This window comes from Acinetobacter sp. UNC436CL71CviS28 (assembly GCF_000620525.1).
Lineage (GTDB): Bacteria > Pseudomonadota > Gammaproteobacteria > Pseudomonadales > Moraxellaceae > Acinetobacter > Acinetobacter radioresistens.
Genome location: NZ_JIBB01000007.1, coordinates 73801 through 97374 on the forward strand (window position 1 = coordinate 73801; position 23574 = coordinate 97374).

The 23574-nt window shown below is 44.0% G+C and carries 18 protein-coding genes and 5 tRNA genes; all 23 read left to right on the plus strand.

Annotation, left to right across the window (positions count from 1 at the left end; all coding sequences use genetic code 11):
* Positions 1 to 6: 6 nt before the first annotated feature.
* Positions 7 to 1200: a membrane protein gene (locus N518_RS0104940; RefSeq protein ID WP_005023003.1), complete on the plus strand. Its 1194-nt coding sequence runs from the start codon at positions 7 to 9 to the stop codon at positions 1198 to 1200.
* 9 nt (positions 1201 to 1209) lie between these two features.
* Positions 1210 to 1647 (plus strand): acyl-CoA thioesterase, encoded by a 438-nt coding sequence (locus N518_RS0104945; RefSeq protein WP_005023004.1) that lies wholly within the window; start codon positions 1210 to 1212, stop codon positions 1645 to 1647.
* Between the two features lie 166 nt (positions 1648 to 1813).
* A complete protein-coding gene (locus tag N518_RS0104950; RefSeq protein WP_005017085.1) occupies positions 1814 to 2140 on the plus strand; it encodes an H-NS family nucleoid-associated regulatory protein in 327 nt (108 codons plus the stop codon).
* A gap of 165 nt (positions 2141 to 2305) precedes the next feature.
* Positions 2306 to 3049, plus strand: a complete 744-nt coding sequence (gene gspN, locus N518_RS0104955) for a type II secretion system protein N (protein ID WP_017400648.1) — start codon at positions 2306 to 2308, stop codon at positions 3047 to 3049.
* A complete protein-coding gene (locus N518_RS0104960; protein WP_005023006.1) occupies positions 3049 to 3891 on the plus strand; it encodes a type II secretion system protein N in 843 nt (280 codons plus the stop codon). The genes gspN and N518_RS0104960 overlap by 1 nt, the downstream gene beginning before the upstream one ends.
* Positions 3892 to 3932: 41 nt before the next feature.
* Complete coding sequence (gene gspD / locus N518_RS0104965; protein ID WP_017400649.1) at positions 3933 to 6188, plus strand: type II secretion system secretin GspD; 2256 nt, start codon at positions 3933 to 3935, stop codon at positions 6186 to 6188.
* A 65-nt stretch (positions 6189 to 6253) separates the two neighbouring features.
* A complete protein-coding gene (locus tag N518_RS0104970; protein WP_017400650.1) occupies positions 6254 to 6913 on the plus strand; it encodes an FHA domain-containing protein in 660 nt (219 codons plus the stop codon).
* Between the two features lie 55 nt (positions 6914 to 6968).
* A complete protein-coding gene (locus tag N518_RS0104975; RefSeq protein WP_017400651.1) occupies positions 6969 to 7640 on the plus strand; it encodes a phosphoglycolate phosphatase in 672 nt (223 codons plus the stop codon).
* Positions 7641 to 7757: 117 nt separating this feature from the next.
* Positions 7758 to 9251: an anthranilate synthase component I gene (gene trpE / locus N518_RS0104980; protein ID WP_005405839.1), complete on the plus strand. Its 1494-nt coding sequence runs from the start codon at positions 7758 to 7760 to the stop codon at positions 9249 to 9251.
* A 98-nt stretch (positions 9252 to 9349) separates the two neighbouring features.
* Positions 9350 to 9425: transfer RNA gene (locus N518_RS0104985), tRNA-Thr, on the plus strand.
* Positions 9426 to 9473: 48 nt separating this feature from the next.
* A tRNA-Tyr gene (locus N518_RS0104990) sits at positions 9474 to 9557 on the plus strand.
* Between the two features lie 37 nt (positions 9558 to 9594).
* Positions 9595 to 9670, plus strand: a tRNA-Gly gene (locus N518_RS0104995).
* Between the two features lie 16 nt (positions 9671 to 9686).
* A tRNA-Thr gene (locus N518_RS0105000) sits at positions 9687 to 9761 on the plus strand.
* A 161-nt stretch (positions 9762 to 9922) separates the two neighbouring features.
* Entirely contained in the window at positions 9923 to 11113 is a 1191-nt protein-coding gene (gene tuf, locus N518_RS0105005; protein WP_005017071.1) for an elongation factor Tu, read from the plus strand.
* 53 nt (positions 11114 to 11166) lie between these two features.
* Positions 11167 to 11242: transfer RNA gene (locus N518_RS0105010), tRNA-Trp, on the plus strand.
* A gap of 76 nt (positions 11243 to 11318) precedes the next feature.
* On the plus strand, positions 11319 to 11759 hold the full coding sequence (secE, locus tag N518_RS0105015; protein WP_005023016.1) for a preprotein translocase subunit SecE: 441 nt from the start codon (positions 11319 to 11321) through the stop codon (positions 11757 to 11759).
* A gap of 6 nt (positions 11760 to 11765) precedes the next feature.
* Positions 11766 to 12299 carry a transcription termination/antitermination protein NusG gene (gene nusG, locus N518_RS0105020; protein WP_005023018.1) on the plus strand — a complete coding sequence of 178 codons (534 nt, stop codon included), beginning with the start codon at positions 11766 to 11768 and terminating at the stop codon, positions 12297 to 12299.
* Positions 12300 to 12410: 111 nt separating this feature from the next.
* A complete protein-coding gene (rplK, locus tag N518_RS0105025) occupies positions 12411 to 12839 on the plus strand; it encodes a 50S ribosomal protein L11 (protein ID WP_005017067.1) in 429 nt (142 codons plus the stop codon).
* Between the two features lie 3 nt (positions 12840 to 12842).
* Complete coding sequence (gene rplA, locus N518_RS0105030) at positions 12843 to 13538, plus strand: 50S ribosomal protein L1 (RefSeq protein ID WP_005017065.1); 696 nt, start codon at positions 12843 to 12845, stop codon at positions 13536 to 13538.
* A gap of 271 nt (positions 13539 to 13809) precedes the next feature.
* Positions 13810 to 14316 carry a 50S ribosomal protein L10 gene (rplJ, locus tag N518_RS0105035; protein ID WP_005017063.1) on the plus strand — a complete coding sequence of 169 codons (507 nt, stop codon included), beginning with the start codon at positions 13810 to 13812 and terminating at the stop codon, positions 14314 to 14316.
* A gap of 48 nt (positions 14317 to 14364) precedes the next feature.
* Positions 14365 to 14736: a 50S ribosomal protein L7/L12 gene (gene rplL, locus N518_RS0105040; protein ID WP_005017060.1), complete on the plus strand. Its 372-nt coding sequence runs from the start codon at positions 14365 to 14367 to the stop codon at positions 14734 to 14736.
* A gap of 304 nt (positions 14737 to 15040) precedes the next feature.
* Positions 15041 to 19129, plus strand: coding sequence for a DNA-directed RNA polymerase subunit beta (gene rpoB / locus N518_RS0105045; protein WP_005023022.1), 4089 nt, complete (start codon positions 15041 to 15043; stop codon positions 19127 to 19129).
* A gap of 89 nt (positions 19130 to 19218) precedes the next feature.
* The gene (gene rpoC, locus N518_RS0105050; protein ID WP_005023025.1) at positions 19219 to 23409 is read left to right on the plus strand and encodes a DNA-directed RNA polymerase subunit beta'; all 4191 of its coding nucleotides are present in this window, start codon (positions 19219 to 19221) and stop codon (positions 23407 to 23409) included.
* The last annotated feature ends 165 nt before the right edge of the window (positions 23410 to 23574 follow it).

Consider the following 23574-nt stretch of genomic DNA (forward strand, 5'->3'; position numbering starts at 1 on the left):
GGCAGTATGAAACAGATTTTTCTTGCTTATACACTGGTTAGCTTACTGGTTTTGGCCTTATTAAGTGTACTAAGTTATGGCTACGGTGCTGGTTATGTTTATGTGCAATGGCGCAACTGGCAAATGCAGACCAATTTATGGATATGGCTAGCTTTACTGGCAATATTCGGTTTGATTATCCAGCTGGTCTGGCTACAACTAAAACGTTATCTGGCTCGGGAACAGCGTAAAACAGAAACTGTACTTGACTTCAAAACCTTACATCCTTACGAGCAGTTGGGAGTGATTTGGCTGTTACAAGCGGAACAGGATCAGCAGTTATTTATTCAACGGGTCTTTTCTCAATCAGGTCTATTAAGAGGAGTGATTGAATCACGCTTATTCTTAGGTAATGCCGAGACAGACCTTGCATTGAAAAGCTTGAATCAGGCATCTCCCCATGCATTTGAACTGGCAGAGCTACAACGGATTGAAATCTTTTTGCATCAGCAAGATCCTGAACAGGCATTAACTCATCTTGAATTTCTGAGTCAACATGCTTTGTCTCCCTGGTTACAACAAGTGGAAAGTGCCTATCAATACAGGATTAATGAGCTCTGGGGGGAATTCGCAGTTCAGTATCCATGGCTCTACTTGCGCTCCAGAAAATATGGTCACTTAAGTCACGACTATAAAGAACAGTGGCTACAGCAACTGCTGGGCCAGTTTGACCAAGCAACTCTTGATGATCTGCAAGCATTGCAGCAACGTTATTTGGACATGGCAGGTCAGATACAGAACCGTACACCTGATATTCAGATTCTATGGCTTAAGTTACTGGCACGTATGCCTGAAATGAGTCAGCAGCATGAATCACTAGCCAATTTACTGCTGGCTGATAATTTTGATCAAGATGTTTTCTATTTATGGTTTCAGCAACAATTACTTAAGCAGCAACCTGACTATGAATATGTCGAGCAGCGTATTTTATTTTTAGAAAACAAGTACCCAAGTATCCCTATATTAAGTTTTGCAAAATGGCACATATATCAAGCAACTGACCGTGCATTGGAGGCAGAGCAGTTACTTGAACTCTATCCAGATAATATATTGATGATTTATTTAAGGATCAAAACAGTATTTAAAGGAAATGAGGATTTAATTCAGCAATTAAATCTGATTTTTGAAAATGACGCTAATTTTATGCAGTTAAAGATTTAAGGAATTAATATGACCAAGTTAACAGATTACCCAGTAATTTATGAACAGAATGTTGCTTGGGGAGATATGGATGCATTTGGGCATGTCAATAATGTAATTTATTACCGTTATATAGAAAGTGCCCGTATTTGTTATCTTGATAGCTTGAATATATTCAAGCTTGATATTAATACTGTTGTGGCTTCAAGCCAGTGTAAATACCTTAAACCGGTATTTTATCCAGATCAGTTGAAAATTGGCGTCAGGGTTGAAGAGATTAGGAATAGTGCCTTTCGCATGAATTACCTGATATGGAGTAGTGCCCAACAACAAAATGTCGCTTTAGGAGAAGCAGTAATTGTTTGCGTAGATAAAGAGAATATGCAAAAGACACTCATTCCTGAAATAATAAGAGAAAAAATCATTAAGATTGAAAAAACTGTTAAGCATGATTTAAATAACCGATGATTAGTTTTATTAAATAAAACCTCCTATTTCATATTAATTTGGCTATGTTGAGTTATTGTTATTAATTTAATTAAATAGTCTTGATAATTGTATTTAAAATACATAATATGAGTTTGAATATTAATTCAAATAAATATGATTAACCTGTGTTGCGGAGCCAATATTAATGAAGCCAGATATTAGTGAACTTTCGGTAGAAGATCTCAAAAGATTACAGCTTGAAGCCGAAGCATTAATCGCCAGCAAAAAAGATCAAGCAGTAGATGAAGCTTATGAACAGGTTTTAGAAATTGCTGAAAATGTGGGTCTGACTATTGAACAGTTGCTAGAATTTGGAGCGCAAAAGCGCAAGAAAACAACACGTAAATCAGTAGAGCCACGTTATCGTAATACTGAAAATCCTGAAGAAACTTGGACAGGACGTGGTAAGCAGCCACGCTGGTTAGTAGCAGCTCTTGAAAAAGGTGCAAAACTTGAAGATTTTCTGATCTAAGTTTCATCGAACTGTCATTCGACTGCCTTAGAATGTTAAAAAAGCCAAGCATGAATGCTTGGTTTTTTTATAGCAGTGAATTGGCGAGGTAGAAAAATTATGCATAATGGGACGCAGGGGAGAAATATAGTTATAGGAAAAAAATTAAATGTTGGTTATTGCTGAATGAATAAAAGAACGAAGCAATTAACGTGGTGGATATTTGCAGTCCTGGCATTTTTATTATTTGTAGTGTTACAGATACCTGCTGCCTGGATTATTTCAAAATTTTCAAAAGATAATCAAACCTTGCAAAATGTCAGCGGTAATATCTGGCAGGGCCAGGCAGACTGGCATAAAGATAAATTGCGTGGATCAGTCAGCTGGAAAACCAGGCCTCTCGACTTATTGCTATTACGCTTGGGAGCAGACCTGGAAATTCATAGTGCCAATACAAAGCTAAATGGTACAGTGGCCTATGGTTTAGGTAAAAAAATAATTATTCAAGAGATGAAGGGCCAAATAGCGCCAGAAACCTTAAAGACCTTAGTAGACTGGCAATGGCCAGCCAATAGTATTCAGCTTCAAAATATTAATTTACGTTATCAGAAAAATGATGGCTTTAGCAATGCAACTGGCCAGCTGCAATGGGCAGGCGGACAACTCCTGTATAGCTTGGGCTCACGGCAGGACCGAATGAATATACCCTCTTTAAAAGGAGAGATTCAAGACGACGGTGGAAAGCTTATCTTTAATATACAAGATCAGCGTGGACAGAAAATGGCAAATCTGGTTCTTGATCCGGACATGATGCTGGATGTGCAACTAACCCAGCGTCTACTCTTGAATGTCCTTTCTTATGACGGTAAAGCTGGACTCGATACCTATGTGATTAGCTCCCGTCAGCCTCTATTACGGGGCAACTGGTGATGAAAACCTATCTGAATAAACTCCAGGATATTTCCTGGTCTAAACTGGACCGGGCTGGACCGTTTGTGCTGGCATTATTAATTCTGATCTTTTGCTGGAAGCTGGCAGCGTTGTTCTGGTGGGTGGTAGCACCGCCACAAGGCATACAGTTTGAGCGCGTCATGCTGGGTTCGCAGCAGCCACAAGTTCCAAATATTTCTTCATTTTCCCTGTTTTACGAACCAGGTCAAAGTGCTGCGGCGAATACATCTGCTGAAAGTTTAAATATAGAGTTGCAGGGTGTGGTCATTGGTTATCCAAACCGTTATTCCTCAGCTGTAATTAAAGTAGACCAGATTGCAGAGCGTTATCGGGTTGGAGAAACCATTGCTAATTCTTCATTTCAATTGGCAGAGGTTTACTGGGACCGGGTGATATTGCGTCAACCCAATGGTACATCTCGTGAAGTTCAGTTTAAAGGAATTGAAAATGGCCTGAACCAGCCGATTGTGCCACCCGCTGACTCTGCCACTTCGGCAGCTCCTTCGCCATCACCTGCAAATTCTTCTCAATCTGCTTTAGGACAGGCGATACAAAAAATTCAGGAAGACCGTGAACAATATTTGCAGGAAATGGGTGTAAGCTCGACCGGTAACGGTTATGAGGTCACCAGCCGTACACCGGCCGCATTGCGCAGTAAGCTGGGTTTACGCCCAGGTGACCGGATTATGTCTGTAAACGGTCAGCCTGTCGGCCAGGGACAAAGTGATATTCAGTTACTTGAACAAGCCAGACGTGAAGGGCAAGTCAGAATAGAAATAAAACGTGGTGATCAGGTGATGACCATCCAACAAAGTTTTTAAGTGGGGATACCTCACAGTAGTGTTAGGAAAAATAACAGGCTATGGCTTTATTACAACATCATCGTCCACTTTGGGCTTTAGTGGCTGCAGCACCAGTCATCGCTGCTATAAGCACTGCAGCCTATGCACAAACCTGGAAAATTAATCTGCGTGATGCAGACCTGACTGCTTTTATCAATGAAGTTGCCGATATCACAGGGAAAAATTTTGCAGTTGATCCACGGGTCCGCGGAAATGTGACGGTCATCTCTAATAAGCCACTCAATAAAAATGAAGTTTATGATCTGTTCCTGGGTGTATTAAATGTCAACGGTGTAGTGGCAATTCCATCAGGGAATACTATTAAACTGGTTCCAGATAGTAATATAAAAAGCTCAGGTGTTCCTTATGATGCACGACGTAATGCACGTGGTGATCAGGTGGTCACCCGGGTAATCTGGCTGGAAAACACGAATCCTAATGACCTGATACCAGCTTTACGTCCATTAATGCCACAGTTTGCACATCTTGCTGCAGTGGCAGGAACAAATGCTCTCATTGTCTCTGATCGTGCCAGTAATATTGCGCAATTAGAAACAATTGTCCGCAATCTCGATGGTACCGGGCAAAATGATATTGAAGCAATTAGCTTGCAGTCGAGCCAGGCAGAAGAAGTGATTGGACTGTTGGAGTCCATGAGTTCAACGGGCGCTGCTAAAGATTTTAGTGGGGCACGGGTAAGAATTATGGCAGATAACCGGACTAACCGTATTTTGATTAAAGGCGATCCGGCGACACGTAAACGTATCCGGCATATGATTGAGATGCTGGATGTACCCTCAGCAGACCGTCTGGGGGGACTTAAAGTATTCCGCTTGAAATATGCCAGTGCCCAGAACCTGTCCGAGATCCTGCAAGGACTGGTGACCGGGCAGGCAGTAAATAGCAACAATAATTCAAATAATTCTGGTTCCAGTAATTCTATTAATAACCTGACTAATAATACTGGCACTAATAATCAGGGCGGCACTGGCTCTGGAATTTCTACACCGGGTATTAACCTCAACGCTAACACTAATTCCGGGCAAAATCCGATCAGTAGTTTTAATGCCAATGGGGTTAGCATTATTGCGGATACTAACCAGAATGCTCTGGTAGTTAAGGCTGATCCCCAGCTGATGCGTGAAATTGAATCAGCAATTCAGCAATTGGATATACGTCGCCAGCAGGTTCTGATTGAAGCTGCAATTATTGAAGTTGCTGGTGATGATGCAGATCAGCTTGGAGTGCAGTGGGCACTCGGTGATATCAGCAGTGGAATTGGCTTGGTTAATTTTACAAATGTAGGAAGCAGTCTCGCCAGTCTTGCTGCTGGTTATCTGGCTGGTGGTTCAGCACTTGCTAATGCAGCCAGTAATTTAAGAGGTTCATCACTTCTTTTAGGTGACTATCGTGAAGGTGCTGATGGCTCACGACGTTTGTATGGCGCCCTAATTCAGGCCTTAAAGGACAATACCAAGTCTAATCTGTTGTCCACACCCTCTATTGTTACCATGGATAATGAAGAGGCTTATATCGTTGTCGGCCAGAATGTCCCATTTGTTACCGGTTCAGTGACAACAAATGCAAATGGTGTAAATCCTTATACAACTGTGGAACGTAAAGATGTTGGTGTGACTCTAAAAGTTATTCCACATATTGGTGAAAATGGTACTGTCCGGCTGGAGGTGGAGCAGGAAGTATCAAATGTACAGCCTAATAAAGGACAAGCTACAGACTTGGTTACCAGTAAACGTGCAATTAAAACAGCAGTCTTGGCTGAACATGGTCAAACAGTCGTACTCGGTGGACTAATCTCAGATAATTCTATTTACAGTCGACAGGCTGTACCAGGTTTGGGGGCTATCCCGGGCATAGGCCGCCTGTTCCGGTCTGACAGCAACAGTAATGAAAAGCGAAACCTGCTGGTATTTATCCATCCGACCATTGTCGGCGATGCTAATGATGTACGCCGATTAACGCAACGCCGTTATGATCAGCTTTATAGCTTACAGCTGGCTATGGATAAAGACGGGAATTTCGCCAAATTGCCTGAAAATGTAGAGGATGTCTATCAGCAACGTTTGCCGGTTCCTGCTACCTCTGATAAACCTAATGTGTACAAGCAGCTTTCTTCAGGGGGTGTTACTCCTGTGGTAACGACGACTCCTGTAGCAATTGAACCTGGTATTGGACAACGTAGTGTAGCTTTGCCTCAACCGGAGGTAGAACGTACTAAAAATACAGTAACTACAACTACTCTGCGTCCGGCTTCTTAACAGACAAGGCACGGAACATGAAATAAGGCATGTTATGATATAAAAAAACCACAAGAGATGAGTTTATGACTTGGAAATTACAAGCAATTACAGGTGATATTACGGGGCAGGAAATCAGTATTACCCATGACATGCTGGTGGGCCGGCATCAGGACGCTGATGTATTGTTACAGTCTGCGGAAATCTCCCGCCGTCATGCTGCCCTGCTGTTAAAAGATCAGGGACTTTGGGTACAAGACCTTAATTCATCCAATGGTACTTTTGTTAATAATGTCAAGATTGACCATGAAACCTTGCTAAAAGATGGTGACATTCTGCAATTTGCCAGCCTTAAGTTCTCAATTTTGGCACCTGTAGCAGATGCAGTGCAGGATGATGAGCCAGAAGTTGAAATGGAGCCAGTGGTTGAGTCTACCGAGTCAGTTGTGGTTGAAAAAACTGCTGCAGAGCAGATGAACGAGCAAGGTATGCCAAGCCTGACTGAACGTGCAGAAGTTCCGGTTAGCCGTGAAGGGATGCCGCAGCGAGTAGATATTCCTAAGCCCGCGCCAATTCCTGAAACTGTCCAGCCTAAAGTGCAGCCGGAACCTCAGTCCGTGCCACTGGAACAGCCTGTATCACGTGTTGCTGAAGAAAAAGAGCAACAGAAAAATGCATCAGTAGGCTTAATGACAGTGATCGTGCTGATTATTCTGGCAGTAATTGCATGGGTATTCTTTAAATAATTATATAGTCACATTCATGGGCATGCTCGCATGCCTTTTTATCTGGATAAAAAATATGACAGTTGCTCAACTTACAACACGCAATTTAATCCTGTTTGATCTGGATGGAACGCTGGTAGATTCAGCCACTGATCTGTTTAGAGCGATGAATATCAGCTTAAATACCCTGCAACTCCCGATGGTTACAGAACAACAGATTCGGCAATGGGTAGGTAAAGGTGCATCTAAACTATGTGAAGATGTATTACTTAATCTTCTGGGTGAAGTTGAACCGAGTCAGCATCAGCAGCTCTACGCAGAATTTTTAGAAGTATACGCTGCTGGTATTTGTGTGGACAGTAAGCCATTTCCTGGGGTAATTGATTTTCTTAACTATGCCGTCCGGCAAAATATTACTTTGGCTTGTGTGACCAATAAACCACAAAAACTGGCTGAAGCCTTACTCTATGAATTAAGGCTGGACCAGTATTTTAAACTGGTGGTCGGTGGTGATAGCTTGGAACATAAAAAACCGCATCCTCTACCTCTACTGCACTGTATGGATGTTCTCAAGAGTAATACGAAACAGACACTATTAATTGGTGATTCAAGCAATGATATTGAGGCAGCACGCCGTGCAGGGGTTGATTGTATTGTCGTAAGCTATGGTTATAATCATGGTGAAGATATTCATGACTCGGCTCCACAGCAGGTCGTAGATGATTTAAGAGAATTAATTGATCATTGAAAAAGTTTAGAAAGTGAAGGATACAACAATGGACAACAGTATGGTTTTTCGATGGCGACATAACATAGCTTTAAAGCCTGATGCCTAACTTAACGAAAAACAATCAAGAGTCCCTGTATGACCACCCTAAACCAGTTTGAATCACTTAAACATGCCGGCTATAACCTGATCCCTGTTTACCGTCAGCGCCTGGCAGATACCGAAACTCCACTGTCCGTATTTGCGCGTTTAAAACACCATAGTCAAGCTTATCTGTTTGAATCGGTTGAGGGGGGTGAAAACTGGGCCAGATATTCAATGATTGGCTTGGGTGAATCTGTAGTATTTTCTTGTAATGAGGGAGAACTCACTGTAAAAGCTGCTGATGGCCAGCTTACCACCCAGCTGTGTGATGACCCGTTCCAGTTTATTCGAGACTTCCAGGCTCAGTTTAAAGTACCTGATGCGCAGTTGTTACCCGGATTGCCCGGTTTTACAGGAGGGCTGGTCGGTTATTTTGGCTATGATGCAGTGCGCTATATTGAACCCAAGCTCAATAATATGCCGCAAGCAGATCCAGTGGGCTTGCCAGATATATGGATGATGCTGTCAAAAACAGTCATTATTTTTGACAATCTTAAAGATACGCTGTTTCTGATTGTGCATGCAGATATCAATGATCCTGAAGCCTATCAGCGCGCGCAGTTACAACTCGATCATCTGGAACAGACACTGAATACACCAATCAGCTTGCAGGCTTATCCACACACCCCACCACATTTTGAGTCTCTTACCGGGAAAGATAGATTCCTTGAGTCGATTGAGACAGTTAAGGAGTATATCCGGGCTGGTGATGTAATGCAGGTAGTGCCAGGTCATCGTATGGTATCTGAGTTTGATGGAGAGGCATTGCAGGTCTATCGTGCACTACGTCACCTTAATCCATCACCTTATTTATTTTTAGTACAAGGTCAAACTTTAACTGATGGCAAGCCATTTCATATTGTAGGTTCATCGCCTGAAATTCTTTCTCGTCTGGAAAATGGGATAGCAACTGTACGGCCACTTGCAGGAACCCGTCCGCGTGGTAAAACCAAGGAAGAGGACTTGGCGCTTGAACAGGACCTTTTATCTGATGAAAAAGAGATTGCCGAACATTTAATGCTGATTGATCTGGGGCGTAACGATATCGGTCGAGTCTCACAAATTGGTAAGGTACAGGTGACGGACCGCATGGTTATTGAACGCTATTCACACGTCATGCATATTGTTTCAAATGTGCAAGGTGAAGTAAGTGAAGGTATTGATGCACTAGATGTATTTAAAGCTACTTTTCCGGCTGGAACACTTTCTGGCGCCCCTAAAATTCGTGCAATGCAAATTATTGATGAAGTCGAGCCAGTTAAACGTGGGATTTTCGGTGGGGCTGTAGGTTATTTGGGATGGCATGGTGAAATGGATATGTCGATTGCCATTCGAACTTGTGTGATTCGTGAAAATAAGGTTTATGTACAGGCTGGAGCGGGGCTGGTCGCTGACTCGAATCCTGAATCTGAATGGAATGAAACTCAAATAAAAGCTCGCGCAGTGATCAAAGCGGTTGAATTATCATCAAACGGATTGATTTTATGAGTTTTTGAGAGTTTTTTTAAAAAAAACTGTTGCATGCCTGCGAAGTTTTGCTAAACTGCACACCGTTCCGATACGAAACGTACGAAACACTAAGAAGCGCCGGCATAGCTCAGTTGGTAGAGCAACTGACTTGTAATCAGTAGGTCCACAGTTCGAATCCGTGTGCCGGCACCATCTAAAGTGTGTAAGTTTGTAGAGGAAAGCACTGAAATAAGTGCGATTGGTGGGATTCCCGAGCGGTCAAAGGGAGCAGACTGTAACTCTGCCGCGTAAGCTTCGAAGGTTCGAATCCTTCTCCCACCACCAACTTTTACTTTAAATGTAGTGGTCAATTACCAACAATGCGGGAGTAGCTCAGTTGGTAGAGCGGTAGCCTTCCAAGCTGCATGTCGCGAGTTCGAACCTCGTCTCCCGCTCCATTTAAAGCTAAATTTCGCTCTTATAGCTCAGTGGTAGAGCACTCCCTTGGTAAGGGAGAGGTCTCCAGTTCAAATCTGGATAAGAGCTCCAGATACAGTTTAGTAGATTTTTCTACAAAGTTTTTTAAAAAGCAGGCTTTTAAGTCTGCTTTTCAAGTATTGGGTGTCTGTTTTTAGACGATGGGTCGATGAGCTGAGTTATCTCAGGGCTGTTTTCTTAAGCTGGTTTCGACGTAAACGAGGAAGATCATCATGGCTAAAGCCAAGTTTGAACGTAATAAGCCACACGTAAACGTGGGCACAATCGGTCACGTTGACCATGGTAAAACAACTTTAACCGCTGCGATTGCAACAATCTGTGCAAAAACTTACGGCGGTGAAGCGAAAGATTACGCAGCAATTGACTCTGCACCAGAAGAAAAAGCGCGTGGTATTACCATTAATACTTCACACGTAGAATATGACTCTCCAACTCGTCACTACGCTCACGTAGACTGCCCGGGCCACGCTGACTATGTTAAAAACATGATCACTGGTGCTGCTCAGATGGACGGCGCGATCCTTGTATGTGCAGCAACTGATGGCCCAATGCCACAGACTCGTGAACACATCCTGCTTTCTCGTCAGGTTGGTGTACCTTACATCATCGTGTTCCTGAACAAATGTGACCTTGTTGATGACGAAGAGTTACTTGAACTAGTAGAAATGGAAGTTCGTGAACTTCTGTCTACTTATGACTTCCCAGGTGATGACACTCCAATCATCCGTGGTTCAGCTCTTCAAGCACTGAACGGCAACGACGGTCAGTATGGCGAGTCTGCAGTTCTTGCTTTGGTTGAAGCGCTTGACACTTACATTCCAGAACCAGAACGTGCAATCGACAAAGCATTCCTGATGCCAATCGAAGACGTATTCTCAATTTCAGGTCGTGGTACAGTAGTTACGGGCCGTGTTGAGTCTGGTATTGTTAAAGTCGGCGAAGAAGTTGAAATCGTTGGTATCAAAGATACAGTTAAAACGACTGTAACGGGTGTGGAAATGTTCCGTAAGCTGCTTGACGAAGGTCGTGCAGGCGAGAACTGTGGTGTTCTGCTACGTGGTACTAAACGTGAAGACGTTCAGCGTGGTCAGGTACTGGCTAAACCAGGTACAATCAAGCCGCACACTAAATTCGATGCAGAAGTATATGTACTTTCTAAAGAAGAAGGTGGTCGTCACACTCCATTCCTGAATGGTTACCGTCCACAGTTCTACTTCCGTACAACTGACGTAACTGGTGCGATCCAGCTGAAAGAAGGCGTTGAAATGGTTATGCCAGGTGACAACGTTGAGATGTCAGTTGAGCTGATCCACCCGATCGCGATGGACGCTGGTTTGCGTTTTGCGATTCGTGAAGGTGGTCGTACAGTAGGTGCTGGTGTTGTTGCGAAAGTAACTGCATAATATATAATAGTTGAATCTTCAAGCCGTGAACCCTGATTTTCGGCTTGTCTTACAGGCCAGTAGTTCAATTGGTAGAGCGTCGGTCTCCAAAACCGAATGTTGGGGGTTCGAGTCCCTCCTGGCCTGCCACTTTTTCTGAATAAAAAAGCTTGATGCTGGCTGAATTGTCATATAATAAGTCGCGAATCCTACGACGAGTACAAAAATGTCGAATGATAAATCGCGTGACGCATTGAGCGACGCGCCAATTCCTCAAAGAAATAATCCTGCTGAAGTTGTCCGTTCCGGGTCTGTGCTAGATGTTGTGCTATGGCTTATTGCTTTAGCCTTATTAATCAGTGCGACTTTGGTGAACCAGCATCTGCCAGCGTATTGGGCACCTGCAAATGATATTTGGGTGCGCGTTGGGGTAATTTTGGCTTGTATCGTAGTGGCTTTAGGTTTATTATACGCCACCCATCAAGGCAAAGCCTTTATTCGTTTGTTGAAAGACGCGCGAGTTGAGCTGCGCCGAGTCACTTGGCCAACCAAGCAAGAAACCGTGACCACATCTTGGCAGGTTCTTGTGGTTGTTATCATTGCATCAGTGGTACTGTGGTGTTTTGACTACGGATTGGGTTGGTTGATTAAGCTAATTATCGGGTAAAGAGCTATGAAACGTTGGTACATTATTCATGCCTATTCGGGCTATGAAAAACAAGTGATGCGTTCGCTTAATGATCGAATCCAGCGTAGCGCTGTTGCCGACAGCTTTGGTGAAGTCCTGGTCCCTACCGAAGAAGTGGTAGAGATGAAGGATGGCAAAAAACGTAAATCTGAACGTAAATTCTTTCCAGGCTATGTGTTAGTCGAAATGGAAATGAATGATGATACTTGGCATATTGTAAAAGAATGTCCAAAAGTGCTTGGTTTTATCGGTGGTACGCCTGAAAAACCTGCACCCATCACTCAGCGTGAAGCAGATGCGATTCTTGCACGTGTTCGCAATACTGGTGAAGCACCTCGTCCTAAGACAATGTTCGAGCCAGGTGAAGAATTACTCGTAGTTGACGGTCCATTCACCGACTTTAAAGGCGTGGTGGAAGAAGTTCAATACGATAAGTCACGTTTAACGCTGACCATCAATGTATTTAACCGACCTACACAGGTTGAACTCGAGTTTCGCCAAGTCGAAAAATCAGTTTAAGCTAGGTTGGTGTTAAAACGCCCGATTCGTCGGGCATTGTTATGGTAACGATTACTGTTACATGAATAAATCGGGGAGCCTGACGGCGTTTGTACCCAGAGGTATTTAATAATGGCTAAGAAGATTGACGGCTATATCAAGCTGCAAGTTCCAGCTGGTAAAGCGAATCCATCTCCACCGATTGGTCCTGCATTAGGTCAACGTGGTGTAAACATCATGGCATTCTGTAAAGAATTCAATGCTGCTACACAAAAAGTTGAACCAGGTCTGCCAATTCCTGTCGTGATCACTGTGTACAACGACAAGTCGTTCACTTTTATCATGAAAACTCCACCTGCAGCAATTCTTCTTAAGAAAGCTGCTGGTATCCAAAAAGGTTCAGCTATACCTAACAAAACTAAAGTGGGTAAGTTGACTCGTGCTCAATTAGAAGAAATTGCGACTACTAAAGAACCAGATCTAACTGGTGCTGATTTAGACGCACGTGTACGTACCATTGCTGGTTCTGCGCGTTCTATGGGCTTGGAAGTGGAGCTATAAGACATGGCAAAGTTAACTAAACGTCAAAAAGCCATTGCTGCTGCTATTGAAGCAAACAAAGTTTACACTTTAGAAGAAGCAGTACAGGTTCTAAGCAGCCTTCCAGCAGCGAAATTCAAAGAATCTTTGGATATCGCAGTAAACCTTGGTGTAGATCCACGTAAATCTGACCAGGTTGTTCGTGGTGCGACTACGCTTCCTGCAGGTACTGGTAAAACTGTACGTGTTGCAGTTTTTGCTCAAGGTGCACAAGCAGAAGCAGCTAAAGCAGCTGGTGCTGATATTGTTGGTTTTGATGACCTTGCTGAGAGCATCCAAGGTGGTGATCTGAACTTTGATGTTGTGATCGCTGCGCCTGACGCTATGCGCGTTGTAGGTAAATTGGGTACGATTCTTGGTCCGCGTGGCTTAATGCCAAACCCGAAAGTGGGTACTGTAACTCCTGACGTGGCAAATGCAGTTAAAAATGCAAAGTCAGGTCAAGCACGTTACCGTGTAGACAAAGCAGGTATTATCCATGCTGCAATCGGCCAGATTGGCTTTGAAGCATCTGCTGTTCGTCAAAACGTTGAAACTTTGATTGCTGATTTGAAAAAACTTAAACCAGCGACCTCAAAAGGTGTATACATCAAGAAAATCACACTAAGCTCTACTATGGGTCCTGGTCTGGTTGTTGATGTAAGCAACGTTTCTAACTAAGTTTATTCTTAGACAGAATTCTTAAAATCTCCAGTAGCTTGGAAATATAAATTTTTAGCAACTGGAGTGGACTTTGAATTGATAGGTTAAAGCCTATTAGCGTCAAAGACCTCAGGCGAGGGAAGGTTCTGTACCTGAACTCTTAATAGCCCAGCCTGCGTAGACGCGGTGGTGTGATTTATTCCTCCTCCGCGTGTAAGTCCAGTGATTGGATTTACGAATTGGGAGTGTACCTGTTTGGGTACATAAATCACCGTTAGGAGGTTTTACAATGGCTCTTCTTATCGAAGACAAAAAACAGATCGTTGCAGAAGTAAGTGAAGTTGCTTCTAAAGCGTTCTCAGCTGTTGTTGCTGACTACCAAGGTCTGACAGTTGGGCAGTTAACTGCTCTTCGTGTTGAAGCTCGTAAGCTTGGTGTTACTACACGTATCGTGCGTAACACTCTGGCTAAGCGTGCTCTTCAAGATACTCAATTCAATATCTTGAATGACAACCTTGTTGGCCCAACAATCTTGGCTTTCTCAACTTCTGAAGATGACATGGGTGCAGCTGCACGCTTGTTTGAAGAATTTGCTAAAACTAACAAAGCATTTGAACTTAAAGCTGCTGCCTTTGATGGCAAGGTTTATGAAGGTGCTGAAGTTAGTGTAATCGCGAATCTTCCAAACCAAGAAAAAGCACTTACTATGCTTGCTAATGTTCTTCAGGCTCCTATCTCGAAATTGGGTCGCCTTATTACTGCGCTCAAAGAGAAAAACGAGTCAGAAGCTGCTTAAGCTTAAATCTACTTTCACACCATTCAATATCCATTTGGAGTTACTCTCATGGCTTTAACTAACGAAGAAATCTTAAATGCAGTTGCTGAAAAAACTGTTCTTGAGCTTGTTGAACTGATCTCTGCTTTCGAAGAGAAATTCAATGTATCTGCTGCTGCTGTAGCTGTTGCTGCTGCTCCAGGTGCTGGCGCTGCTGCTGCTGAAGAACAAACTGAATTCAACGTTGAGTTGACTTCTTTCGGCGCGAACAAAGTTGCTGTAATTAAAGCAGTTCGTGAAGCAACTGGCCTTGGTCTTAAAGAAGCTAAAGATCTTGTTGAAAGCGCTCCTTCAGCTGTTAAAGAAGGCGTTTCTAAAGAAGAAGGCGAAGAGCTTAAGAAAAAACTTGAAGAAGCTGGTGCTACAGTTACTCTTAAGTAATTCTTTAAGGAGTCGATTTTTTAATCGGCTCCATAAAATGGCTGATGGCTCTTGGGTCATCAGCCTTTTTGCGTTACAATAATCGGCTCGATTTTTGTTAGTTTGCTGAATATATCGGTTAATTTAATAATAAATCAAATAAATTCAAACGCTTACCAATATTTTTTGATTTGAAAATATTGATAAGCGTTTTCATACCACTCAAGATTGCAGCTTTTGTAAAAAGTGGTGGCCATATCGGCCTGCGTAATTCCTTCTGAGCCCGTTCTGCAGGCGGGCTTGGTTTACTTTCCGAGGACTCCAGATGGCATACTCATATACCGAAAAGAAACGGATCCGTAAGAATTTTGGTAAATTGCCCCAAGTCATGGAAGCACCGTACCTGTTGTCTATTCAAGTCGACTCGTACCGTACTTTCCTGCAAGACGGCAAAACTCCAAAAAACCGCGAAGATATCGGTCTCCAAGCCGCATTTCGTTCAGTTTTTCCTATAGAAAGTTATTCTGGCAATGCTGCTTTAGAATTTGTTGAGTATAGCCTTGGTAAACCCGAGTTTGATGTCCGCGAATGTATTCTTCGTGGCTCAACCTATGCGGCACCAATGCGCGTAAAGATTCGTCTGATCATTAAAGATCGCGAAACGAAATCAATCAAAGATGTTCGTGAACAAGAAGTCTATATGGGTGAAATTCCACTCATGACTGAAAATGGTACCTTTGTCATCAATGGTACCGAGCGTGTAATCGTATCTCAGTTACATCGTTCACCGGGTGTATTCTTTGACCATGACAAAGGTAAAACCCACTCAAGCGGTAAAGTGTTGTATTCAGCACGTATTATTCCTTACCGTGGTTCATGGCTTGATTTTGAGTTTGATGCCAAAGACCTGGTATATGTACGTATCGACCGTCGTCGTAAATTACTTGCTACTGTAGTTATGCGTGCACTGGGCTATAACAATGAACAGATTCTGGATCTGTTCTATGAGAAAGTCCCTGTGTATCTGGATATGGGCAGTTATCAGATTGATCTCGTGCCTGAACGCCTGCGTGGTGAAATGGCGCAGTTCGATATTGCTGACAATGATGGCAAAGTGATTGTTGAGCAGGGTAAACGTATCAATGCACGTCATGTACGTCAAATGGAAGCTTCTGGCCTGACTAAACTGCCAGTTCCTGATGAGTACCTGTACGAACGGATTACTGCTGAAGATATTAGCCTGAAATCAGGCGATGTAATTGCTGCGAATACCTTGCTGAGCCATGAAATCATGGTGAAGATTGCTGAAGGTGGCGTGAAGCAGTTTAATATCTTGTATACCAATGATATTGACCGTGGTTCATTCGTGGCAGATACCTTACGTGCAGATACAACAAGTGGCCGTGAAGAAGCCCTGGTTGAGATCTATAAGGTAATGCGTCCAGGCGAGCCGCCAACAAAAGAAGCTGCTGAGAACCTGTTCAATAACCTGTTCTTCTCTTCTGAGCGTTATGACCTGTCACCTGTTGGTCGTATGAAGTTCAACCGTCGTTTAGGTCGCCCATACGAAGTAGGAACTGACCAGAAGTCACGTGAAGTTGAAGGTATTCTCTCGAATGAAGATATCATCGATGTATTACGTACTTTAGTTGAAATTCGTAACGGTAAGGGTGAGGTCGATGATATTGACCATTTGGGTAACCGTCGTGTCCGTTCTGTAGGTGAAATGACTGAGAACCAGTTCCGTGTAGGTCTGGTCCGTGTTGAACGTGCAGTTAAAGAGCGTCTGTCACAGGCAGAAACTGACAACCTGTCTCCACAGGACCTGATCAATGCTAAACCGGTAGCTGCTGCAATCAAAGAATTCTTTGGTTCAAGCCAGTTGTCCCAGTTTATGGATCAGAATAACCCGCTATCTGAAATTACACATAAGCGTCGTGTATCGGCACTTGGACCAGGCGGTTTGACCCGTGAGCGCGCAGGCTTTGAGGTGCGTGACGTACACCAGACCCACTATGGTCGTGTGTGTCCGATTGAAACCCCTGAAGGACCAAACATCGGTCTGATTAACTCGCTGTCTGTATACGCAAAAACCAATGAATTTGGTTTCTTGGAAACGCCTTACCGTAAAGTGGTAGATGGCCGTGTAACAGATGAAGTTGAATATCTGTCTGCAATTGAAGAAGTAGGAACTGTGATTGCTCAGGCCGACTCTGCACTCGATAAAGATGGTTATTTAACCGAAGAGCTGGTTTCTGTACGTTACCAGGGCGAATTTGTGCGTATGGCTCCAGAGCGTATTACGCATATGGATGTTTCTGCACAGCAGGTAGTTTCTGTAGCGGCATCTCTGATTCCATTCCTTGAGCACGATGATGCCAACCGTGCATTGATGGGTTCAAACATGCAGCGTCAGGCTGTACCGACACTGATTGCGGACAAACCGCTAGTAGGGACAGGTATGGAAGCGAATGTTGCACGTGACTCAGGTGTATGTGTAATTGCAAAACGTGGCGGTACCATTGAATTCGTAGATGCGTCACGTGTAGTTATTCGTGTTAACGAAGACGAGATGATTGCGGGTGAAGCGGGTGTAGATATCTATAACCTGATCAAATACACACGTTCAAACCAGAATACCTGTATTAACCAGAAAGTTCTGGTGAATCTGGGTGATAAAGTTGGTCGTGGTGATGTACTGGCTGATGGCCCGTCTACGGATGGTGGTGAATTAGCACTTGGTCAGAACATGCGTGTTGCATTCATGACTTGGAATGGTTACAACTACGAAGACTCAATCCTGCTTTCTGAACGTGTACTTCAGGAAGACCGTTTAACTTCTATTCACATTCAGGAATTGTCATGTGTAGCACGTGATACCAAACTGGGTGCAGAAGAAATTACTGCGGATATTCCAAACGTAGGTGAAGCTGCGCTTTCTAAACTGGATGAATCCGGTATTGTTTATATCGGTGCAGAAGTAACGGCTGGCGATATTCTGGTTGGTAAAGTGACACCTAAAGGTGAAACTCAGCTCACACCTGAAGAAAAACTGCTTCGCGCTATCTTCGGTGAGAAAGCAGCTGATGTAAAAGATTCATCTTTACGTGTTCCATCAGGTACCAAAGGTACGGTAATTGACGTCCAGGTGTTTACACGTGATGGTCTGGAAAAAGATGACCGTGCACTGGCGATTGAGAAAGCACAACTTGACGCTTATCGTAAAGATTTGAAAGAAGAATATAAAATCTTTGAAGAAGCGGCTCGTGAACGTATTGTACGTTTGCTGAAAGATCAGGTGTCTAACGGCGGTGGAAATACTAAACGTGGTGAGAAACTGTCTGAAGAATTGCTATCTGGCCTTGAACTGATTGATCTGCTCGAAATCCAGCCAAGCGATGAAGCGATTGCTGAACGTTTAACCCAGATCCAGGTGTTCTTGAAAGAGAAAAGCACCGAGATTGACGAGAAGTTTGCCGAGAAGAAACGCAAGCTTTCTACGGGTGATGAGCTGACTCATGGCGTATTGAAAGTTGTGAAGGTTTATCTAGCAGTTAAACGTCGTATCCAGCCGGGTGATAAAATGGCGGGTCGTCACGGGAACAAGGGTGTGGTATCACAAATCCTGCCTGTAGAAGACATGCCACATGATGCCAATGGTGTTCCGGTTGATGTGGTATTAAACCCGCTAGGTGTACCATCACGTATGAACGTGGGACAGATTCTGGAAACACATTTGGGTCTTGCTGCAAAAGGTTTAGGTGAGCAGATCGACAAGATGCTTAAACAGCAGCGTGCTATTGTTGAACTGCGTGATTTTCTTGATAAGATTTACAATAAAGTCGGTGGTGAGCAAGAACAGCTTGATACACTGACTGATGATGAAATCTTGAAACTTGCAGGAAACCTCAGCAAGGGTGTGCCACTGGCAACTCCAGTATTTGATGGTGCCGAAGAAGGCCAGATCAAAGAGTTACTTGAACTTGCAGAACTGCCACGTTCTGGCCAGCAGATCCTGTTTGATGGACGTACAGGCGAACAGTTTGACCGTCCGGTAACTGTAGGTTACATGTATATGCTTAAACTCAACCACTTGGTGGATGACAAGATGCATGCGCGTTCTACCGGTTCTTACTCTCTTGTAACGCAACAGCCGCTTGGTGGTAAAGCACAATTCGGTGGTCAGCGTTTCGGTGAGATGGAAGTCTGGGCACTTGAAGCTTACGGTGCAGCATATACTCTTCAAGAGATGCTGACCGTGAAGTCGGATGACGTTGAAGGCCGTACCCGCATCTATAAGAATATTGTAGATGGAAACCATTATATGGATCCGGGCATGCCTGAATCGTTCAACGTATTGACCAAAGAGATCCGTTCTTTAGGTATCAACATTGAACTGAAAAATGGTGACTAAGGTCTAGGACCCTTCACCTTTTCAGGTAAAAACAATATTTGTGACCCAGCCGGGCGGGCAATGTGCCCCCCGGTACACGGAGAAAAAAATTGAAAGACTTGCTCGATATCATGCGTAAGAAAACGGATTCAGACGGTCATGCACCGGTTGAATTTGACCGTATCCGTATTGGTCTTGCGTCACCAGAAATGATTAAGTCATGGTCTCACGGCGAAGTGAAAAAGCCTGAGACAATTAATTATCGTACCTTTAAACCGGAGCGCGACGGTTTATTCTGTGCCAAAATTTTTGGTCCAGTAAAAGATTACGAATGCTTGTGTGGTAAATACAAGCGTATGAAGTACAAAGGCGTCATCTGTGAAAAATGTGGCGTTGAAGTAACAACTGCGAAAGTTCGTCGTGAACGTATGGGTCACATCGAGCTTGCCTCTCCAGTGGCACACATTTGGTTCCTGAAATCATTGCCGAGCCGTATTGGTCTGCTTCTTGACATGACCTTGCGTGATATTGAACGTGTACTGTATTTCGAATCTTATGTAGTGACTGATCCGGGTATGACTCCGTTTGAGAAATACCAGTTGCTTACTGATGAAGAATACTACAACGCACTTGAAGAACACGGTGATGAATTCACCGCAAAAATGGGTGCGGAAGCTGTTCAAGACCTGTTAAAAGATATCGATCTTGAAGCAGAAATCTCTCGTTTGCGTGAAGAAATTCCACAAACTACGTCTGAGACCAAGCTCAAGAAAGCATCAAAACGTCTTAAACTGATGGAAGCTTTTAAAGAGTCGAACAATAAGCCGGAATGGATGGTGATGAATGTACTGCCAGTACTTCCACCAGATCTTCGTCCGTTAGTTCCACTTGAGGGCGGCCGTTTTGCGACTTCTGATCTGAATGATCTTTACCGTCGTGTGATCAACCGTAACAACCGCTTAAAACGTCTTCTTGACCTGGCTGCTCCAGATATTATCGTACGTAATGAAAAACGTATGCTTCAAGAATCTGTAGATGCATTGCTGGATAATGGACGTCGTGGTCGTGCCATTACTGGTTCTAACAAACGTCCTTTAAAATCTTTGGCAGACATGATCAAAGGTAAGCAAGGTCGTTTCCGTCAGAACTTGCTGGGTAAACGTGTTGACTATTCTGGCCGTTCAGTAATTACGGTAGGGCCGTCTCTACGTCTGCATCAGTGTGGTCTGCCTAAGAAAATGGCACTTGAACTGTTCAAGCCATTTATTTTTGCAAAACTGCAGGCTTCAGGCCAAGCAACCACCATTAAAGCTGCCAAGAAAATGGTTGAGCGCGAAACTCCAGAAGTTTGGGATGTTCTTGCTCACGTTATCCGTCAGCACCCGGTTATGCTAAACCGTGCGCCAACACTTCACCGTCTGGGTCTTCAAGCGTTTGAACCGATCCTGATTGAAGGTAAGGCAATCCGTCTGCATCCACTGGTATGTACCGCATTTAACGCCGACTTTGACGGTGACCAAATGGCTGTACACGTACCATTGACGCTTGAAGCCCAGCTTGAAGCACGTGCACTGATGATGTCGACTAATAACATCCTGTCTCCTGCGAACGGTGAACCTATCATTGTGCCGTCTCAGGACGTGGTCTTAGGTCTTTACTACATCACCCGTGATGCAGTGAATGCCAAAGGTGAAGGCATGGTGTTTGCTGATACGCATGAGGTAAACCGTGCACTGGCTACCGGTCAGGTAGCGATGCATGCCCGCGTAAAAGCACGTGTACACCAGACCATTATCAATGAAAATGGTGAGCGCGAGCAGCAGACAATCATTGTACAGACCACGCCAGGCCGCTGCCTGCTATGGGAAGTTGTGCCGGAAGGTTTAAGCTTCGAGCAGATCAATGTAGAGATGACCAAGAAAAATATCTCGAAACTGATTAACTCTTGCTACCGTAAGCTGGGCCTGAAAGATACTGTTATTTTTGCTGACCAGTTAATGTACTTGGGCTTCCGTCAAGCGACTCGCTCTGGTGTATCTGTTGGTATGGAAGACATGGTTATTCCGCCACAGAAACAGGCAATTATTGACAAGGCGGAAACTGAGGTTCGTGAAATTGAACAGCAGTTTGAACAGGGCTTTGTTACCGCAGGTGAGCGTTATAACAAAGTAGTGGATATCTGGGCACGTACTAATGACCAGGTTGCAAAAGCGATGATGGATAACCTGTCATTTGTAAGTGTAACCAACCGTGAAGGCCAGGAAGAAAAGCAGAAATCATTTAACTCGATTTATATGATGTCTGACTCTGGTGCGCGTGGTAGTGCAGCACAGATTCGTCAGCTCGCAGGTATGCGTGGTCTGATGGCGAAACCGGATGGTTCGATCATTGAAACGCCGATTAAAGCGAACTTCCGTGAAGGTTTGACTGTACTTCAGTACTTCATCTCGACTCACGGTGCACGTAAAGGTCTGGCCGATACTGCATTGAAAACTGCGAACTCGGGTTACCTGACGCGTCGTCTGGTTGACGTAGCGCAAGATTTGGTCATTACTGAGCCGGATTGTGGCACTGTGGGTGGCTTGACGATGACTCCACTCATTCAGGGTGGTGACGTGATCGAGCCGTTACGTGATCGTGTACTAGGCCGTGTGATTGCTGAAGATGTGATCCGTCCAGGCAGTGAAGAGGTTCTCTTCCCGCGTAATACGTTAATTGACGAAAAAATTGCTACTCAGCTTGAAGAAGCAGGTATCGATGAAATCCGTGTACGTTCAGTGATCAGCTGTGACTCGGCATTTGGTGTATGTGCAAAATGTTATGGTCGTGACCTTGCACGTGGTCATCTGGTGAATCCAGGTGAATCTGTTGGTGTTATGGCAGCGCAATCGATTGGTGAGCCAGGTACACAGTTAACCATGCGTACCTTCCACGTGGGTGGTGCTGCAAGCCGAACTTCTGCTGCAAACAGTGTTCAGGTACGTAATAAAGGTACTGTACGTTTCCATAATGTGAAAACTGTACAGCATGCTAAAGGCCACTTGGTTTCAGTTTCCCGTTCGGGTGAAGTTGGTATTGCTGATGAGCTGGGTCGTGAGCGTGAACGTTACAAACTGCCGTATGGTGCAAGCATTCTGCTGAAAGAAGGTGAAGCTGTAGAAGCTGGTGGTATTGTGGCAACTTGGGATCCGCATACCCATCCGCTGGTAACAGAAGTGGCTGGTAAGGCGCGTTTCTCGCAAATTACTGATGGTGTGACTGCAACATCGAAAACAGATGATGCAACAGGTATGACTACTGTTGAGATTCTGCCAGTGACTGCTCGTCCTGCATCAGGTAAAGATTTGCGTCCAGCGATCGTACTTGATACAGCAGATGGCAGTGAACAGTTCTACTTCCTGCCACAGAACACGATTGTGACTGTACGCAGCGGTGAAACAATTGGTGTAGGTGATGTTATTGGCCGTGTACCACAGGAATCTTCACGTACTCGTGATATTACCGGTGGTCTGCCACGTGTTGCCGACCTGTTTGAAGCACGTAAGCCAAAAGAGCATGCGATCTTGGCAGAAGTATCAGGCGTAGTAAGCTTCGGTAAAGAAACCAAAGGTAAAAACCGTCTGGTAATTACTCCGGATGATGGCGCTGAAGTTTATGAAGAGCTGATTCCTAAATGGCGTCAGATCAACGTGTTCGAAGGCGAGCATGTGAATCGTGGTGAAGTCATTTCTGATGGTCCACAAAATCCACATGATATCTTGCGTTTGAAAGGCGAAGTGGCATTGACCAACTACATCGTGAACGAAGTTCAGGACGTTTACCGTCTTCAGGGTGTAAAAATCAATGACAAGCATATTGAAGTCATCGTACGTCAAATGCTGCGTAAGGTTGAAATCACTGATGGTGGTGATTCAAGCTTCATTAAAGGTGAACAAGTGGATTATATCCGCGTGGTTCAAGAGAACCAGGCAGTTCTGTCTCAGAACAAGTTTCCTGCGAAGTTTGAACGTCAACTGATGGGTATTACCAAAGCATCATTGTCGACTGACTCCTTCATTTCTGCTGCATCGTTCCAGGAAACTACTCGTGTGTTAACTGAAGCAGCTGTAACAGGTAAGGAAGATGATCTGCGCGGCCTGAAAGAAAACGTGGTAGTAGGCCGTCTGATTCCGGCAGGAACAGGCTTGGCTTATCACTTGGAGCGTCGTCGTCAGGAAGCAGAAGCTGCAGAATTCGCTTTGGCTAATGACTTCTCTGAAGTAGATCAGGCATTTTCTCAAGCACTGAATGAAGAGCTTTAAGTTCTAGAATTTAAAAAAAGCACCTAAGGGTGCTTTTTTTATAGCTGCGAAATGATATTTCTTGATAAATCATACCTGATAAAGTGCATGAGTTTTTTACATAAATTACTGAATACTTACTTAGTTCATAACATATTCATCAGAATTGCTGCATAAATTTAAACT

Coding starts and splice junctions, on each gene's coding strand:
- N518_RS0104940 (WP_005023003.1), top strand. CDS start 7: ATGAAACAGATTTTTCTTGCTTATACACTGGTTAGCTTACTGGTTTTG.
- N518_RS0104945 (WP_005023004.1), top strand. CDS start 1,210: ATGACCAAGTTAACAGATTACCCAGTAATTTATGAACAGAATGTTGCT.
- N518_RS0104950 (WP_005017085.1), top strand. CDS start 1,814: ATGAAGCCAGATATTAGTGAACTTTCGGTAGAAGATCTCAAAAGATTA.
- gspN (WP_017400648.1), top strand. CDS start 2,306: ATGAATAAAAGAACGAAGCAATTAACGTGGTGGATATTTGCAGTCCTG.
- N518_RS0104960 (WP_005023006.1), top strand. CDS start 3,049: ATGAAAACCTATCTGAATAAACTCCAGGATATTTCCTGGTCTAAACTG.
- gspD (WP_017400649.1), top strand. CDS start 3,933: ATGGCTTTATTACAACATCATCGTCCACTTTGGGCTTTAGTGGCTGCA.
- N518_RS0104970 (WP_017400650.1), top strand. CDS start 6,254: ATGACTTGGAAATTACAAGCAATTACAGGTGATATTACGGGGCAGGAA.
- N518_RS0104975 (WP_017400651.1), top strand. CDS start 6,969: ATGACAGTTGCTCAACTTACAACACGCAATTTAATCCTGTTTGATCTG.
- trpE (WP_005405839.1), top strand. CDS start 7,758: ATGACCACCCTAAACCAGTTTGAATCACTTAAACATGCCGGCTATAAC.
- tuf (WP_005017071.1), top strand. CDS start 9,923: ATGGCTAAAGCCAAGTTTGAACGTAATAAGCCACACGTAAACGTGGGC.
- secE (WP_005023016.1), top strand. CDS start 11,319: ATGTCGAATGATAAATCGCGTGACGCATTGAGCGACGCGCCAATTCCT.
- nusG (WP_005023018.1), top strand. CDS start 11,766: ATGAAACGTTGGTACATTATTCATGCCTATTCGGGCTATGAAAAACAA.
- rplK (WP_005017067.1), top strand. CDS start 12,411: ATGGCTAAGAAGATTGACGGCTATATCAAGCTGCAAGTTCCAGCTGGT.
- rplA (WP_005017065.1), top strand. CDS start 12,843: ATGGCAAAGTTAACTAAACGTCAAAAAGCCATTGCTGCTGCTATTGAA.
- rplJ (WP_005017063.1), top strand. CDS start 13,810: ATGGCTCTTCTTATCGAAGACAAAAAACAGATCGTTGCAGAAGTAAGT.
- rplL (WP_005017060.1), top strand. CDS start 14,365: ATGGCTTTAACTAACGAAGAAATCTTAAATGCAGTTGCTGAAAAAACT.
- rpoB (WP_005023022.1), top strand. CDS start 15,041: ATGGCATACTCATATACCGAAAAGAAACGGATCCGTAAGAATTTTGGT.